Origin of the sequence: Bacillus sp. FSL K6-3431 (assembly GCF_038002605.1) — a bacterium.
Taxonomy (GTDB): domain Bacteria; phylum Bacillota; class Bacilli; order Bacillales; family Bacillaceae_C; genus Lederbergia.
Window position 1 is genome coordinate 4,289,018 of the sequence record NZ_JBBOCT010000001.1, and the last position, 17,195, is coordinate 4,306,212.

The window sequence follows — 17,195 nt, forward strand, 5'->3', positions numbered from 1 at the left end:
ATTGGAACAAATGTTCTGTATAGGTGGTGTAGACGTGGAAATTTTAACAGGGCGTCTTCTTGAAGGGTTAAACCCTGAACAAGGGGAGGCTGTAAAAGCGACGGATGGTCCTTTATTAATCATGGCTGGTGCAGGTAGTGGAAAGACACGTGTGCTAACACATCGAGTAGCATATTTGATGGTTGAAAAAGGTGTTAATCCATATAATATCTTGGCGATCACATTTACAAATAAAGCCGCCCGTGAGATGAAAGAGCGGATCGGACAAATTATGGGAGGAGCAGCTGATAGTGTATGGATTTCTACCTTTCACTCTATGTGTGTACGGATATTGCGTCGAGATATTGACAGACTAGGATATAGTAGGAATTTTACAATTTTAGACACAACGGATCAGCTATCTGTCATTAAAAACATTTTAAAATCAAAAAATATTGACCCCAAAAAGTTCGAACCTAGAGCTATTCTTGGAGCGATTAGCAGTGCAAAGAACGAGCTTGTAGCTACTAAAGAATACGCTCAGCAGGCATCTGGATATTATGCTCAAGTCATTAGTGATGTATATACGGAATATCAGCGTCGACTTCGTAGAAATAATGCCCTCGACTTTGACGATTTAATCATGATAACGATTCAACTTTTTGATCAAGTACCAGAAGTACTAGAGTTTTATCAACGTAAATTTCAATATATCCATGTGGATGAGTACCAGGATACGAACAGGGCTCAGTACATGCTTGTAAAGTTTTTAGCAGCACGCTTGAAAAATTTATGTGTCGTAGGGGACTCAGATCAATCGATTTATAGATGGCGTGGCGCAGATATTGCAAATATTTTATCGTTTGAAAAAGATTATCCCAATGCACAAGTTATTGTCCTTGAGCAAAATTATCGCTCAACGAAACGAATATTAGAAGCGGCAAATGAAGTTATAAAAAACAACCCAAACCGCAAGCCGAAAAATTTATGGACGGACAATATACCAGGACAAAAAATAACATATTACCGAGCAGATGGAGAACAATCAGAGTCACAATTTGTTGCAGGGAAAATTAAAGAATTATGTCAGGACCAAAATCGGAAGCTTTCGGATATCGCTGTTTTGTATCGTACGAATGCTCAATCACGTGTCGTTGAGGAAGTATTATTAAAATCTAATATTGAATACAACATTATTGGCGGTACAAAGTTCTACGACAGAAAAGAGATTAAAGATTTACTTGCATATTTGCGCTTGATTGCCAATCCAGATGATGATATCAGTCTTCAACGAGCGATCAATGTTCCAAAACGTGGGATAGGTGCAACTTCCATAGATAAGATTGCTCAGTATGCGCAAGATCATGACATCTCATTATTCGTAGCATTGAATGAAATAGATTTTATTGGCTTAACCGGGAGAACGGCTAACGCAGCGGCTAAATTTCATGCATTGATTCGAAATTATACACAAATGCAAGAATTTCTATCTGTAACCGAACTTGTAGAAGAAGTTATTGAAAAATCTGGTTATAAAGAAATGCTAATTGCAGAAAAGTCATTAGAAGCAGAAAGTAGACTAGAAAATATAAATGAATTTCTTTCAGTTACGAAAAGTTTCGAAGATAGCAATGAGGATAAAAGCTTGATTGCGTTTCTTACGGACTTGGCTCTTGTAGCAGATATAGACAAGCTTGATGAAGACGGCACACCTGGAGAAGCAATCACATTAATGACGCTTCATGCGGCAAAAGGATTGGAATTTCCAGTTGTATTTTTAATTGGTTTGGAAGAAGGTGTATTTCCACATAGCCGTTCCTTAATGGAAGAGGAAGAAATGGAAGAAGAACGACGACTTGCCTATGTAGGAATTACTAGAGCGGAAGAAGAGTTATTCATTACAAATGCTCAAATGAGAACACTTTATGGGCGGACAAATATGAACCCAGTATCGCGGTTCATTGCTGAAATACCGGAAGAACTTCTGGAAAATGTCCAAAAGGAACAGAGAAAAACTATTTCTTCTGGAGGATTTTCTACTCCTACACAGCGACGTACAAAGCCAGTTGCCCGAACGATTCCTACTACGAAAAGTACTAGTGGTGAATCTTGGAATGTGGGAGATAAAGCCGCACATAAAAAGTGGGGGACTGGAACGGTTGTCAGTGTAAAAGGTGCTGCAGATAGTATGGAATTAGATATTGCTTTTCCAAGTCCGACTGGAATTAAACGACTTTTAGCTGAATTTGCTCCTATTACAAAAGTATAAGTTTACTACTGGGAAAGGGTTGTTTGTATGACCAGTGAGAATGCTGAGTTCCAACTAAAAGAATTGCATCAATTATTAAATAAATATAACTACGAGTATCACGTATTGGATAACCCGTCTATTCCAGATGCTGAGTATGACAAATTGCTGAAGCAACTAGTGGAATTGGAGAAACAATATCCAAATTTAATTACTCCAGATTCACCAACCCAACGTGTTGGTGGCGCGGCATTATCTACTTTTGAAAAAGTAACACATGAAACACCGATGCTTAGTCTCGGAAATGCTTTTTCAGAAATAGATCTTCGTGATTTTGATCGACGTGTTAGACAAGCCATCGGTGACGACTTTACTTATATTTGTGAGTTAAAGATTGATGGATTGGCTGTGTCCCTAAGATATGAAGATGGATTATTTGTTAATGGATCGACAAGGGGAGACGGTGAAATTGGCGAGGATATTACAGCCAATTTGAAAACAATTCGTTCGATACCAATACGTTTAAGTGATTCATATACATTTGAAGTTCGCGGTGAAGCGTTTATGCCGAAAAGGTCCTTTTTAAAACTAAACCAAATACGTGAAGAGAATGAAGAAATGTTGTTTGCTAATCCTAGGAATGCCGCTGCAGGATCACTTCGTCAGTTGGATCCTAGAATTGCAGCTTCAAGAAATCTTGATATATTTCTGTATGGTATGGGTAATTATGGAACGACTGGTGTACGCACTCACAGTGCTGGGCTCGACTTATTGGCAGACCTTGGCTTAAAGGTAAATAAAGAACGTCAGAAATGTTCGACCATCGAAGAAGTCATTGAATATATCGAGAAGTGGACAATAGAACGACCGCAGCTTGATTATGAAATTGATGGGATAGTTATAAAAGTAGATTCACTTGATCAACAATCTGAGCTCGGCGCTACTGCAAGAACACCGCGTTGGGCAATTGCTTATAAGTTTCCGGCAGAAGAAGTAGTAACGAAATTGACGTCGATTGAGTTAAGTGTAGGAAGAACAGGTGTCATTACACCAACAGCGAACTTGGAACCTGTGACGGTGGCAGGGACTACGGTACAGCGAGCATCACTTCATAACGAGGACATTATCAAGGAAAAAGATGTCATGCTCGGTGATTGGGTCGTGATTAGAAAAGCTGGAGATATCATCCCTGAAATTGTAAACGTACTGACAGAAAGAAGAACGGGGGAAGAAGTTGCTTTTTCCATGCCGACAGAGTGCCCGGAATGCGAAAGTGAACTCGTCCGATTTGAAGGGGAAGTAGCTCTACGCTGTATTAATCCCAAGTGCCCTGCGCAAATTCGTGAGAGTCTTATTCACTTTGTTTCCCGCAATGCGATGAATATTGACGGAATGGGAGAAAAGGTGATCGGACAAATGTTTGCTCATCAGCTAATCAAAGATGCTGCAGATATATTCTATTTGACGAGGGATCAACTTTTAGGGTTAGAAAGAATGGGCGAAAAATCCATAAATAATTTACTTGCATCTATTGAAATATCGAAAAGTAATTCAATGGAAAAATTATTATTTGGATTAGGCATTCGCCATGTAGGTGCAAAGGCAGCGAAGACATTAGCGGAGTATTTTGAATCGATGGATCGATTGGCCGAAGCATCTGAAGAAGATCTATTGAATGTTCCCGAGATAGGGGAGAAGATGGCCGACGCAATTATTACTTACTTTGACAAGGAAGAAGTTAAACAATTGATATCTGAGTTAAAGTCTGCTGGCGTCAATATGAATTATCTAGGAATAAAACGTCATTTAATGGAAGCAACTGATTCTGTTTTTAGCGGAAAGACAATTGTATTGACAGGGAAATTAGAACAACTAACCCGTAATGAGGCCAAAGAGAATATCGAAGCACTTGGGGGCAAGGTGTCTGGAAGTGTGAGTAAGAAAACAGATCTATTGATTGCAGGCGAGGATGCAGGATCAAAGTTGACGAAAGCGCAGGAACTTGGAATCGAAGTGTGGGATGAGGAGAAGCTTCTGGAAGAACTCAAAGAATAAGGTGGTAAAAGGCATGAAAAAATGGTTCCCGCTACTACTTGCGGCAATACTTATCGCTGGTTGTGTACCTAATTTTGAAAAAAATAATGAAGTAGTCCAAGAGAAGGAAGAATTAAAAGAAACAGCGATTATTCCTAATTATCAAATATCCAAATCCTATTATCGCTCTATCATCCCTTTTGAGCCGAGCAAAACTAGAGGAATGGTCGTTTCTAATCTATACTCAAAATATGATATGAATGAATTTGAAACGGGCTTAATGAGAGTTGCGAAGGAAAATTTTTCAACCGATGATTATGTGTTCCAAGAAGGGCAATATTTAGATAAAAAAACAGTTAGTTCATTGCTCAACAGAAAGTTTACGAAGGAACAATTGAAAGAGCAAAATGTAAAAGAGGAAGATAATATTGGGTTAAATCCTCTTAATAATGAAGCGGGCTCTATTGAAGAACAAAATGAGAAAAATCCAATTTATCTTGCACATATTCTTGAGCATAATTATTTAGTTAAAAATGAAAAAAGTGTGAGTCTTGGTGGGGTTGTAATTGGTCTTGCATTAAATTCCGTACATTATTACCAAAAGGAAAAGTATGGAGCAACCTATCAACAAGATATACCACATGCTAAATTAGCAGAAGAAGGAAAGAAAATGGCAGAACAGGTGTTAAAAAGACTACGAGGAATGAAAGAACTTAGCAATGTTCCTATTACGATTGCTCTTTTCGAACAAAAAAGTAAAAGTACCGTCATTCCCGGGAACTTTTTTGCTTATGCTCATGCGAATAAAGGAAGTGCATCACTTAATGACTGGAAGCAGGTAGATGAAAAATACTTCTTATTCCCTTCACAGGGAGCGGAAGAAGCACATCGAGATGATGTGGCCCTGTTTTTGCGATTTAAAGATGATATTGAAGAATATTTTCCGAATTATAATGGTGTCATCGGTCGAGCATTTTATAAAGGTGACCAATTAATGGATTTATCTATAGAAATTCCCATCCAACTTTATGGAGAAGCAGAAATCATTGGATTTACCCAATGGGCTACCTCGCTAGTCGTGGATCATTTCCCAGATTATATTGAAGTAGAGGTGAATGTCACATCAGTAAATGGTGGCGAAGCCTTAATTGTAAAAAAGGCCGGAGAAAAAGAACCCTTCGTCCATATATATTAATAGAAAAGCGTAGGGCGCTTGGTAGGGGCGACAAGCGCAAGAAAGGAACATCCGGCTAAAGTTCGCCACGTCCTGTGGCAACGCCGATGTAACTCGCGTCCTGCGAGCCCGAGGCCGTTCCTCAGCCACCACAAGGAATTGATTGGCTTGCGACCTCGAGCCCCTAGCGCCCGGAGCTAGACAAAGAAAAGCGTAGTGGCGCATGGTAGGGGCGACAAGCGCAAGAAAGGAACATCGCGGGCTAAAGTTTCGCCACGTCCGTCCTGTAGAAACGCCGATATGACTCGCGTCCTGAGAGTCCGAGGGCCACCATAGGGAATGGGCTTGCGACCTCGAGCCCCTAGCGCCTGGAGCTAGACAAAGAAAAGCATAAGGCGCTTGTCCCTCTTGCGCAAGTTCGCCTTTTTCTGATATTATCAATAGTATTGCAAGTGGTCGATTAAATGTGGAGGTGTAGAATAATGTCAAGAATTTCAAAGGATCAAGTATTACATGTTGCGCATTTAGCGCGGCTTGAAATAAATGATGAAGAAGCGGAAAAATTTACGGTTGATCTCGATCAAATGATCTCAATGGCTGAAAATCTCGATGGCTTAGAAACAGGCAATATCAAGCCAACTTCTCATGTTTTCCAACAGGAAAATGTGATGCGTGAAGATGTGGCAGAAAAAGGATTACCGCGTGAAGAAGTATTGAAAAATGTGCCGAGCCATCAGGACGGTCAAATTAAAGTTCCAACAATATTGGAATAAGGAGGGAACCACATGTCTTTATTGGATCAGAAGATTGTCGATTTACATGAACTTTTACATAAAAAAGAAATTACTGCTTCAGACCTAGTTGATGAGTCATTTAAACGGATCAATGAGGTAGATGGCAAAGTGAAAGCATTCCTTACACTAGATGAGGAAAATGCCCGTAACAAAGCGAAAGAACTTGATGTAGCGGTTGGAGAAAATCCACTATTCGGTATTCCTGCTGGAATCAAAGATAATATCGTTACAAAAGACTTACGGACGACTTGTGCGAGTAAAATGCTCGAGAACTTTAACCCGATTTATGATGCAACGGTCATGGAGAAATTAAATGATGCCAATGCAATAACAATCGGAAAGTTAAATATGGATGAATTTGCAATGGGTTCAACATCTGAAACCTCAGCGTTTCAAATTACACGTAATCCGTGGAATCTTGATACAGTACCTGGTGGTTCTTCAGGTGGATCAGCAGCAGCAGTTGCTTCAGGCCAACTTCCATTTGCTCTAGGAACAGATACTGGCGGTTCCATTCGCCAACCAGCAGCATTTTGTGGCGTTGTCGGTCTAAAACCTACATACGGGCGTGTTTCCCGTTACGGTGTTGTCGCATTTGCTTCATCACTTGATCAAGTAGGTCCGATTACTAGAACGGTGGAAGATAATGCGTTAGTATTACAAAATATTGCGGGTCTCGATCCACGTGATTCTACAACTGTTAATAAAGAAGTTCCTGATTTCCTTTCTAGTTTAACAGGTGATATTAAAGGTTTAAAAATAGCAGTTCCAAAAGAATATCTTGGTGAAGGTGTAAGCGAAGCTTCGCGCCAGTCTGTTCTTGATGCATTAAAAGTACTAGAAGGATTGGGAGCAACATGGGATGAAGTGTCACTTCCACATTCAAAATACGGTGTTTCTACATATTACTTAGTTACTTCTTCAGAAGCATCAGCAAACCTTGCACGCTTTGACGGTCTTCGCTATGGATACAGTACACCAGATCCGAAAAATTTGATGGACCTTTATAAAAAGTCACGTTCAGAAGGCTTCGGCGATGAAGTGAAGCGTCGGATTATGCTTGGAACATATGCGCTTAGCGCCGGTTTCTATGATGCATATTATAAAAAGGCACAGCAAGCACGAACATTAATAAAACAAGATTTCGATGAAATTTTTGAAAAATATGATGTTGTAATCGGGCCAACTACTCCAAGACCAGCTTATAAAGTTGGTGAAGTTATCGATGATTTATTGACAATGTATGCTGGAGACTTACTAACAATCCCAGTAAACTTGGCAGGACTCCCTGGAATTTCCGTACCTTGCGGATTTACAGAAGGCCTTCCATTAGGACTGCAAATCATTGGTAAGCATTTTGATGAACGTACGCTTTATCGAGTGGCACATGCATATGAACAAGCAACAGATTTCCATACGAAAAAACCACAATTGTAAGGGGTGAATTGACATGAATTTTGAAACGGTAGTAGGACTAGAAGTCCACGTAGAATTAAAAACGGAATCGAAAATATTTTCACCGGCACCAAATCATTTTGGTGCTGAACCAAATACGAATACAACCGTCATTGATCTTGCATATCCTGGAGTATTGCCAGTCTTAAACAAGGCAGCAGTAGAATTCGGGATGAAAGCAGCAATGGCTTTGAATTGTGAAATTGCGGCAGAAACTAAATTTGACCGCAAAAACTATTTTTATCCTGATAATCCGAAAGCATATCAAATCTCTCAATTCGATAAACCAATTGGTGAACACGGATGGATTGAAATTGAAGTAGACGGTGTGAAAAAGAAAATTGGGATCACTCGCGTGCATCTTGAAGAAGACGCAGGTAAATTGACTCATACGAGCGAAGGGTATTCCCTTGTCGATTTAAACCGTGCAGGAACACCGTTGATTGAAATCGTATCTGAGCCTGATATTCGCACGCCAGAAGAGGCATATGCCTATTTGGAAAAATTAAAAGCTATCATTCAATATACTGGTGTTTCCGATTGTAAAATGGAAGAAGGCTCGCTTAGATGTGATGCTAACATTTCATTGCGTCCAATTGGGCAAGAGAAGTTCGGAACGAAAGCTGAATTGAAAAACTTGAACTCTTTTAACTATGTGCGTAGAGGGCTAGAGTTTGAACAAAAACGTCAGGAAAAAGTGCTACTTTCTGGTGGGATTATTCAACAGGAAACACTTCGCTTTGATGAGGCAACTGGTGAAACAGTATTAATGAGAATCAAGGAAGGTGCCGATGATTATCGTTATTTCCCTGAACCGGATCTCGTGCAGTTGAATATCGATGATGAGTGGAAAGAGCGTATTCGTGCCGAAATACCAGAATTACCGGACGCACGTCAAAAGCGTTATGTAAAAGAATTAGGATTACCAGCATACGATGCGATGGTGTTGACATTAACAAAGGAAATGTCTGATTTCTTTGAAGAAGTTCTGGCTGCTGGAGCAGGTGCTAAGCAAACTTCCAACTGGCTTATGGGAGAAGTATCAGCTTATTTGAATGCAGAACAAAAAGAACTTCATGAGGTAGCTCTAACACCTGCAGGACTTGCTGGTATGATTAAATTGATTGAAGATGGAACAATATCTTCTAAAATTGCGAAAAAGGTATTCCGTGAACTTATCGAAAACGGTGGCGATGCGGAAAAAATCGTTAAGGAAAAAGGCCTCGTGCAAATTTCTGATGAAGGCGCACTTCTGCCGATTGTTAACGAGATTTTGGATGCAAATCCACAATCCATCGAAGATTTTAAAAATGGTAAAGGTCGAGCTCTTGGATTCCTAGTTGGCCAAATAATGAAAGCAACCAAAGGTCAAGCAAACCCACCAATGGTTAATAAATTATTAGCTCAGGAAATAAATAAGCGCTAAAATAGGGATAGATGTAGGCAGTTTAGCTGCTTACATCTATTTTTTATTGAAAAAATATAGAAAGCATAAGTTTTTTATACATGGCTAATCGGGCGCTTGCGCTTTTCTTATGAACAATGGAGTTTAGATACAATAACAGATGGGTAAATACATTCTGGGCTTCTAATAGATAGGAAAAGGATGATAAGCAGTGGAACGACACATATTTCAATTAAAAACAACATGTGCTTATTGTTTGAGCAAGGCAGGAAAAGAAGTTGACAGTGTTTTGCCTGTACATGATTGGAAAACAGATAAATTGCTCGGTTACTTTTGTAAAAAACATTATATGCTAGTAAAAGCAAAAAATATTAATAGTTATCAATATGGATTAATAGAGGAAGAAAGCAACAGCTTATACGCTTGAGTGTGGTGTAGTGTATAATATAGAGAAATATAGAAAAGGGGTAAGTATATGAGCCTGAATACTTGGTTTAATAAAGCAATGTCTGCTGAAGAATATATAAATGCAATGGAAAAACATAAAGATAATCTTCAATCGATTTTATATCAGTTCGAGGTGCCAACAGGGGATGAAGCGTTCTTTGAAAAGCTTAAAGAGGAACAGCTTCGTGTTATTGTGTTAACGGAAGACTGGTGCGCTGATGCCATGTTAAACATTCCGATATTGCTAAAATTAGCGGAGAAAAGTGGGATGGAAGTTAGAATGCTACTTCGCGATCAAAACCTGGAACTGATGGATCAATATTTGACGAATGGTACTGCTAGAGCAATTCCTATATTTATCTTTATCGATCAATCCGGTAATGAAAAAACAGTTTGGGGACCTAGAGCAGAGACTGTACAACATTTTGTTGATCAACAGCGTGCAAAAATGCCCCCTAAAGATGATGAAAGCTTTCCAGAGAAACAAAAAGAAATGATAGAATCTATGATTAAGAAATATACGGAAGATAAAGCGGTAAGAGAAGAAGTGTATCAAAGCATTAAAAGGCAGCTTTAATTATACTACGATAGAATATTAATTATAACAAGGAGGTGTTGGGTGTTGGAACAAGTTGTAGAAACATATTTAAAACATTTGCGGCTGAAGATGGAACAACCGACTCTGAATTATTTACAGCGCCTCATCCAGCATCAATTATCATTGGTTCCTTATGAATCATTTAGTAAATTTCATTATTTTAGTCTAGCACCTGACTATATTCCACCATTGCCACTCTTTGTACAAAATTTGATAGACAAAGGTTGGGGTGGGACATGTTTTACATTAAATTTGAACTTTGCTCGCTTGCTGTCTGAATTGGGATTTGAGTGTTCACTTGTAAGAGTGGAGCCAGGTCATATTGCGATAATGGTCCAGATTACCGGGAAAAAGTATTATGTAGATGTAGGCTATGGGTCTCCTATTATGAAACCAGTAGAATTGGAGGCAAAACCGCGACATATTATGCATGGATTCGGTGAAGAAATCACTTTCACAAAACTAAGTGCAGATAAATATGAAATCGATCGCAAATCAAATGGTAAGTCTTTTGTGAAAAAACAAATCGATTGGAAACCACTTGTAGAATCGGATATTAAAGAAGATATTCGTTCTTCCTATTTAGATAGTGACGATAATATTACGATGAGAAGGATTACCGCAGTACGCTTTAATGGTCACCAATGTTTTTATTTGCGTAATGAATCCATGAAAGTAATGACTTTTCGCAATATCAGTGAAATTAAAATGAGTAATTTTGACAAATGGGCGAAACTAATACAAGAGGTATATCAAATCGAAATAGATTCATTATCTGAATCACTCCAGTTTCTAAGTGAAAGAGACATCAAGTTATTTTAACTTCATTCAGCAGAAGTCCCCCGCTTCTATAAGTGGCGCGATGAATGCTGGATTACCCAATTGAGTGGGAATTCAAACTTCGGCTGAATGAAGTGAAAGCCTTCGGCGGATGTCACAAATTTTCAAAGGTAGTTTATCGAGCGAGCTCAATAAAATCTGACGAATTCCGTCGAGGTGGAATAGATGAAAATGCACCCGTCTACTTAGAACTTAGACAGGTGCATTTTTCTTACACTTCTCTGCGCATCGCTTTTAACACATCAATACGTGTTGCGCGTTCTGCTGGTCTCCATCCGGAGAAGATCGTGACGATTAGACAAATAGTCACGCTGATCGCAGTTAGTGACAAAGGAATATAGGAAAGCATAATTCCTTCAGGCATTGGTTCATCAAATACATTCTCTAACACAAGAGGCAATGCGAAGTTAACGATATAGCTAATTGCATAGGCTACAATGGTTCCAATTAATGCTCCAAGAAAGCCGATATAGCTACTTTCCAGCAGGAAAATATTTTTAATTGTTTTAGGGTTTGCACCAATCGCTTTCATGATCCCGATGTCAGGTGCACGTTCTGTGACTGCCATCGTCATCGTATTATAGATCCCGATGGAAGCAATGAGTAGTGCAATCGTTCCAATGAAAATCAAACCAATTTTCATAATTGAAAAAATCATATTAATTTGTTTCATTTCACTGACGATCGAGTAAGTTAAATATTGATCATCTTTTAATTGCTCGACAATATCTGTTACAGCTTGAACATTATTAGCATATACTTTTGTATCATAGACTCTTTCAGCTCCGCTATCGGAAGGACTTTCATCTTCTAATGGCTCAGGATATCCACCGATATTACCCGTAAATTTTTCAATGTTTTTCATGACTGCTTGGGAGATAAATACAGTGCTATCTTGTAGCCATTCTCTTGTAGGGGCTGCAGTGACACCGACTACTTTCACAGGAATAACCTTGGTAGTTTCTTTTTCATTCTCTTGTTTTACGACTTTCATATTTAGCGTTTTTCCGAGTAATTCACCTTGATAAGCAAATTCATCCTTCAAAATCCCATCTTCATTGTACGGATCTATGCCTTCTGGGGTTTCTTTTGCTAAAAGTTCTTGAAAATGGTATCCTACTAGAATTTCATCGTCTTTTTCAGGAAGTCGTCCTTTATCTAGTTTTAAACCAGCCTTAATTTCAGAAGGGAAATGAGCGACAAGTGTTTGGACCGAGTTACTATAGTTATCCGTAATAAACATTGGTGTTTGTAGCACGTCTTGTCTGCGCGTAACTGCTTTTACATTTTCAAGTGATTCGAAGTATTTAATGTCTGTATCAGTAATACTGTTATATCCATCATTATCATCAGTTTTTCCATGAACGGAAATTTCCGTTACAAGTTGATCTTCCATTGTTTCTTGGATAATTGTTTTATGAAGACCAAACCCAACCGAAGCTAAAACGATTAAAAATGTACAGCCAATTGCCGTAGCTAAAACGGTCATAAATAGGCGCATTTTATTCTTTTTCATATTTTGTCTAACGAATCTGAATTGATCTTTAAACGTCATAGCAATACACCCTCCAGCACTTTTCCATCTGCAATTTCAATTGTATGATTACCGATATTAGCTACCTTTTCATCGTGAGTAATGATGAGGAAGGTAATGCCAAGATCTCGATTCAATTCCTGAATAAATGTAAGTAAATCGGTCTCTGTTTCACTGTCAAGGCTCCCTGTAGGCTCATCAGCTAAAATAAGTGGCGGATTAACAACGAGTGCACGTGCAATGCTGACCCGTTGTTGTTGTCCACCAGAAAGTTCGCTTGGGTAATGTTCCTTGTATTCTAACAATCCAACTTTGCTTAATGTTTCATCGACTAAACTTTTACGTGTTTGTTCATCGATGCCCTTAAAAACCAACGGTAATTCCACATTTTGAAAAGCGTTCATGCTCGGAATGAGTTGGAAGTTTTGAAAAATAAATCCGAGTTGTTGTAAGCGAAAATCGGCAAACTTTGACTCGTTAAAGTCACTTACCTTCGTTCCGTCGATCCATACTTCACCTTGGTTCGGCTTAATAAACCCACTAATAATATTGAGCAATGTTGATTTTCCAGAACCACTACGTCCAACGATCGTGACTATTTCACCTTTTTCTACCTTGAACGAAATATCCTCTAGAACCGGTATGATATTTTTCTGTCCCTTTTTACCAATCTCAAAAGCATGACTTACTTGTTTTACTTCTATCAATTTTTCCCCCACCTTTATTATTCTCTATGCTATTAGACGAAGCGCGAACAGGAAACACTACAGTAAATAAAAATATATTTAATAGAATGATGCTTTTGAATTACTCAAAACGGTAAACAATGAAACAATTTATAACAAAAAAATATATAAGAAAAGGTAAAACGAGAAAAAATGTACGTAATAAAATATGTATGATATATTCAGAGTGAAAGCGATGCCAATATGAGGGAATATAGATAAAGAACCAATGATATTGGATAAATATAAGTGCGTATTCAAAAAGGTGCCAAATTAGAAACAAGAAGTTCGAGGCGAGAAGGTTTTGAGGATCGGACTTGCACAGGATGTGCTGACTTCTACGTTGCCCACAGGACGTGGGCGCTTTTAGTAGAAGTACCTAATTACCCACGAAGAAATTCGCCGTTTATCATTTGGTGACTTTTTGAACATCCTCTATAAGGTGTTTTTCTGGAATTATATTCAAATGAATGAAGGCAATAATCTGATATTACGTAGGGATTGAAAAGGGAGAATAAAATGAAAATATTAGCAGTAGATATTGGTGGAACCTCTATAAAGCTTTGTATAGCTGATGAAAATGGAAATATTGATGTATTTAAGGAATATGATTCTGAAAGTAAAAAGGGTGGAAAGTATTTAGTTGAGAAATTAATTCGAATCATCGAGGAATTTGAAGACTTTGAAGCAATTGGCATCAGTACAGCGGGGCAAGTAGATAGTGAAGAAGGATCCATTATATATGCGAATGAAAACATCCCAAATTATACTGGAACAAAGTTAAAGGATATTTTGGAAGAGACATTTGCTGTACCGGTTAAGGTGGAAAATGATGTGAATGCTGCAGCTTTAGGTGAAAAACATTTTGGTGCAGCTAAAGCATATAAGGACTTTCTTTGTTTAACATATGGAACAGGTATAGGTGGAGCTATTATCATCGATTCGCAAGTGTATAAGGGGCATAAAGGTATTGCTGCAGAATTCGGCCATATCATCACACATCCATCTGGAAAAGACTGTGGCTGCGGAGGTTGCGGTTGCTATGAGGTGTATGCCTCTACGACAGCTCTAGTAAAAAAAGCATTAGAGCTGAACGAAACATATAGCAATGGGAGAAAGATATTTGCAAGTTTGGAGAAAGGAGACGCGAACTTAGAGGCTGTTCTCGATGATTGGGTCCGTGAAGTAGCGTTGGGCCTTGCTTCGCTAGTACATATTTTTAATCCGGAAGCAATCATTGTTGGCGGTGGAGTCATGGAGCAAGAGAAACTTGTGGGTCTTGTATCAGATAAATTAAATAAGTACATGATGAAAAGTTTTTCTGATGTGAAAGTATTAAAGGCATCCCTTGGTAACAAAGCAGGAGTATTAGGAGCAGTTTCTCTTCATTTATAACGGGAAAGTTTGATGACATGTTTGGAAGAATAGTAGCTTTAGATAGAGAGGGTATATAATGAAGAGCAAAATTATCAGCACTCTCATCTGTCTGCTATTTCTTCCATGTATAGCTTCTGCAAGCTGGGCTTATATATTTGTTGTATGGGATGGCTATGTATATGTCATCAGTGATGAAAGTGTGGAAGAAGTAGGGAAAAGGATTGGCAAGGTTACAAACCATTCGGATAAGGAAGGCACATATTCTGGTACTTTCTCTAATGTATATAAAAAGGGAACAATATATTATGAGATAAAAGGCGTTAGTACGGATATCGCTATCGCTGTGGAGGAAGCAGATGGGATGTATAAAAAAGCAATTAGAGGGGAGAAATATGCAGGAAATAGTAGGCAGATGCCAAGGGTAGTCATTGCAAGTTTGGTAATTCTCCCTTTCGGAGCAATTGTACTTATTCGGATGAAAAATAAACTAAATAGAAAAAACAGCAAGGACTAAATCCGCAGCTGTTTATTTTTATTTTGCCCGATGATTTATTTGCAGGAAATTGTGACGGAAGTTTCTAATGAATACGAGCAATATGATATCTACTATAATAGATGCAAAAGCACTGATTCCGTAACGTTTAAAACGAAGGAGAAGACAGATATAAGCAATCATTTTTGACGGTTGCACTCCAAGAGTAGCTACAGCTCAGAAACCTAAAAGGAAATTAGTAAGAAAAGTTGCTATAGCAACAGTTATTGAGGTGCTGTCAGTTTCGCTTTAGACTTTGCTGATGTTGGTGTAGTTATAGATAAATTCATAAACTCCAAAGATTGGTATCGAAAAAGAGGATGATTTGATATAACAAAATGAAATATTTAAGATATTTATTATATTTAATTATTGCGAGTGTAGCGTTCTATTATGTATCTCTATTAATAACTTATAAAAAAAGTTTGTTTGGAATAATAATAGGTTTTATAATAATGTTTCCAATTGTCTTTTCCATGATGTACTTTGAATTTATAAAATTAAAAAAGAAGTAAAATTGCTTAAAAAGCTCTTTGGGCAAATGCAAATGGGGTAATTCTAGCAACTATTAGCACTTGACCCTTATTTTTATTTATTGAATTCAAATATGCCACAGTGGGCTTATTCTATGCTTCATCAACGCCTTTCCAATCAACTCCCGATAGATTGCTCTTATAAATTCCTAAATTTGGTCATCTGAAAAACTTAGCTTTTCAGTACCAAGTGACATAATCACATAGATCGTTAACCATTCCATTGTTTTACTTTTATTAGTTAGTTCAGCAAAACCATGTAGGGATATGTGTTTGTCCGCTACGATTAACTAGAAACCCTTCTTTATTAAGTGTTGTTTCCCAGGAGCACAAAATCAACAGCTTAATAAAAAATATTTTTTTATTATAATAAGTGTAGTGATATGCGAGCTTTCTTCGTCTTATAAGAAGATGCTGTTTAGGGATGGGAGAGCTTAGCTATGAAAAAGAGAGTGTTAATTGTTTTTATCCTTTTGATTGGTATATTCGGAGTGTTAAATAAAGAGAAAATTAAATTGGCATTTGATTTTTCTCCAGTAAAAATAAATGGAGATGCAGCGGTGCTGATGGATGAAAAAACGGGAAAAGTCATTTACTCTAAAAACCAACATAGTAAATTATATCCAGCAAGCACCACGAAACTTTTGACTGCTTTAGTAGTCTTAGAACATACTTCTATAGATGAAAAAGTGACGATTGGCCGGGAAGTCTTCTTAAACACCGAAGAAGAGGCAAGCGCAGGCTTATTTGAAGGACAAGTTCAATCTGTGGAGGAATTATTAGCGGCGATGCTTTTACAATCAGGAAATGATGCAGCAAGATCGCTGGCCATTTTCACTGCACAAAAAAATAATGGAAAACAATTATCTCTAGAAGAAGCGCTGAAGTATTTTGCGCGCTTGATGAATGATAAAGCGCGTGATATCGGTGCGTCGGAGTCACATTTTATCAACCCGCATGGACTACATGACTCTAATCACTATTCGACAGCATGGGATTTAGCAATGATTGCCAAAGAGGCGAAGCAGAACAATGTTATCGAAAGCATCGTGAATCAACAAAGCTATTCTACACAAACACATACATATGCGAATCGAAATAAGCTTTTGAATTCAGATAGTGAATATTTTTATGAAGCTGCTACCGGATTGAAAACGGGATTTACCGATCAAGCTGGCTATTGTTTAGTTTCATCTGCAGAACAGAACGGTCAGGAGTTAATAGCTGTTGTGCTGCATTCTGGTAAGGAAACAATGTGGAGCGATTCTATCTCACTGTTAGATTACGGTTTTGGAAATGGTAATTTTTAAAAAGTTACCCGTAAAAGTGCGCGTTCAAAAAGGTACCAAATTAGAAACAAGAAGAAGTTCGAGGCGAGAAGGTTTTGAGGATCGGACTTGCACAGGATGTGCTGACTTCTTTGTTGCTCACAGGACGTGAGCGAACGTAACAGAAGATCCATCCTATGGATACGTGAGAACCGGACTTGCATACGATGTGCTGACTTCTAAGTTGCCCAC

At 38.2% G+C, this 17,195-nt stretch carries 14 protein-coding genes; 12 read left to right on the forward strand and 2 right to left on the reverse strand.

Features of this window, described 5'->3' with window-relative positions; genetic code table 11:
* The first annotated feature begins 10 nt into the window (after positions 1-10).
* The 9 genes from pcrA (at position 11) to MHB53_RS20710 (ending at position 10,956) form a co-directional block, all read left to right on the forward strand.
* A complete protein-coding gene (gene pcrA, locus MHB53_RS20670; RefSeq protein WP_445661537.1) occupies positions 11-2,248 on the forward strand; it encodes a DNA helicase PcrA in 2,238 nt (745 codons plus the stop codon).
* 27 nt (positions 2,249-2,275) lie between these two features.
* Entirely contained in the window at positions 2,276-4,282 is a 2,007-nt protein-coding gene (gene ligA / locus MHB53_RS20675; RefSeq protein ID WP_340921961.1) for an NAD-dependent DNA ligase LigA, read from the forward strand.
* Positions 4,283-4,295: 13 nt separating this feature from the next.
* Entirely contained in the window at positions 4,296-5,456 is a 1,161-nt protein-coding gene (locus MHB53_RS20680; RefSeq protein ID WP_340921962.1) for a CamS family sex pheromone protein, read from the forward strand.
* A 461-nt stretch (positions 5,457-5,917) separates the two neighbouring features.
* The gene (gatC, locus tag MHB53_RS20685) at positions 5,918-6,208 is read left to right on the forward strand and encodes an Asp-tRNA(Asn)/Glu-tRNA(Gln) amidotransferase subunit GatC (RefSeq protein WP_340921964.1); all 291 of its coding nucleotides are present in this window, start codon (positions 5,918-5,920) and stop codon (positions 6,206-6,208) included.
* 12 nt (positions 6,209-6,220) lie between these two features.
* Positions 6,221-7,666 carry an Asp-tRNA(Asn)/Glu-tRNA(Gln) amidotransferase subunit GatA gene (gene gatA, locus MHB53_RS20690; protein WP_340921966.1) on the forward strand — a complete coding sequence of 482 codons (1,446 nt, stop codon included), beginning with the start codon at positions 6,221-6,223 and terminating at the stop codon, positions 7,664-7,666.
* A 13-nt stretch (positions 7,667-7,679) separates the two neighbouring features.
* Positions 7,680-9,110 carry an Asp-tRNA(Asn)/Glu-tRNA(Gln) amidotransferase subunit GatB gene (gene gatB / locus MHB53_RS20695; protein WP_340921968.1) on the forward strand — a complete coding sequence of 477 codons (1,431 nt, stop codon included), beginning with the start codon at positions 7,680-7,682 and terminating at the stop codon, positions 9,108-9,110.
* A gap of 190 nt (positions 9,111-9,300) precedes the next feature.
* Positions 9,301-9,516 (forward strand): hypothetical protein, encoded by a 216-nt coding sequence (locus tag MHB53_RS20700; RefSeq protein WP_340921970.1) that lies wholly within the window; start codon positions 9,301-9,303, stop codon positions 9,514-9,516.
* Positions 9,517-9,564: 48 nt separating this feature from the next.
* Positions 9,565-10,113 (forward strand): thioredoxin family protein, encoded by a 549-nt coding sequence (locus MHB53_RS20705; RefSeq protein ID WP_340921972.1) that lies wholly within the window; start codon positions 9,565-9,567, stop codon positions 10,111-10,113.
* A gap of 42 nt (positions 10,114-10,155) precedes the next feature.
* A complete protein-coding gene (locus MHB53_RS20710; RefSeq protein ID WP_340921974.1) occupies positions 10,156-10,956 on the forward strand; it encodes an arylamine N-acetyltransferase in 801 nt (266 codons plus the stop codon).
* 229 nt (positions 10,957-11,185) lie between these two features.
* Here MHB53_RS20710 and MHB53_RS20715 read toward each other — a convergent pair whose 3' ends face one another.
* Both MHB53_RS20715 and MHB53_RS20720 read right to left on the reverse strand, forming a co-directional pair.
* Entirely contained in the window at positions 11,186-12,529 is a 1,344-nt protein-coding gene (locus MHB53_RS20715) for an ABC transporter permease (RefSeq protein WP_340921976.1), read from the reverse strand.
* The gene (locus tag MHB53_RS20720; protein ID WP_340921978.1) at positions 12,526-13,215 is read right to left on the reverse strand and encodes an ABC transporter ATP-binding protein; all 690 of its coding nucleotides are present in this window, start codon (positions 13,213-13,215) and stop codon (positions 12,526-12,528) included. Before MHB53_RS20720 ends, MHB53_RS20715 begins: the two co-directional genes overlap by 4 nt.
* Before the next feature lie 537 nt (positions 13,216-13,752).
* Here MHB53_RS20720 and MHB53_RS20725 point away from each other — a divergent pair.
* The 3 genes from MHB53_RS20725 (at position 13,753) to MHB53_RS20735 (ending at position 16,985) form a co-directional block, all read left to right on the forward strand.
* On the forward strand, positions 13,753-14,628 hold the full coding sequence (locus MHB53_RS20725; protein ID WP_340921980.1) for an ROK family protein: 876 nt from the start codon (positions 13,753-13,755) through the stop codon (positions 14,626-14,628).
* A 58-nt stretch (positions 14,629-14,686) separates the two neighbouring features.
* Positions 14,687-15,124 (forward strand): hypothetical protein, encoded by a 438-nt coding sequence (locus MHB53_RS20730; RefSeq protein ID WP_340921983.1) that lies wholly within the window; start codon positions 14,687-14,689, stop codon positions 15,122-15,124.
* A 991-nt stretch (positions 15,125-16,115) separates the two neighbouring features.
* Positions 16,116-16,985 carry a D-alanyl-D-alanine carboxypeptidase family protein gene (locus tag MHB53_RS20735; protein WP_340921985.1) on the forward strand — a complete coding sequence of 290 codons (870 nt, stop codon included), beginning with the start codon at positions 16,116-16,118 and terminating at the stop codon, positions 16,983-16,985.
* The last annotated feature ends 210 nt before the right edge of the window (positions 16,986-17,195 follow it).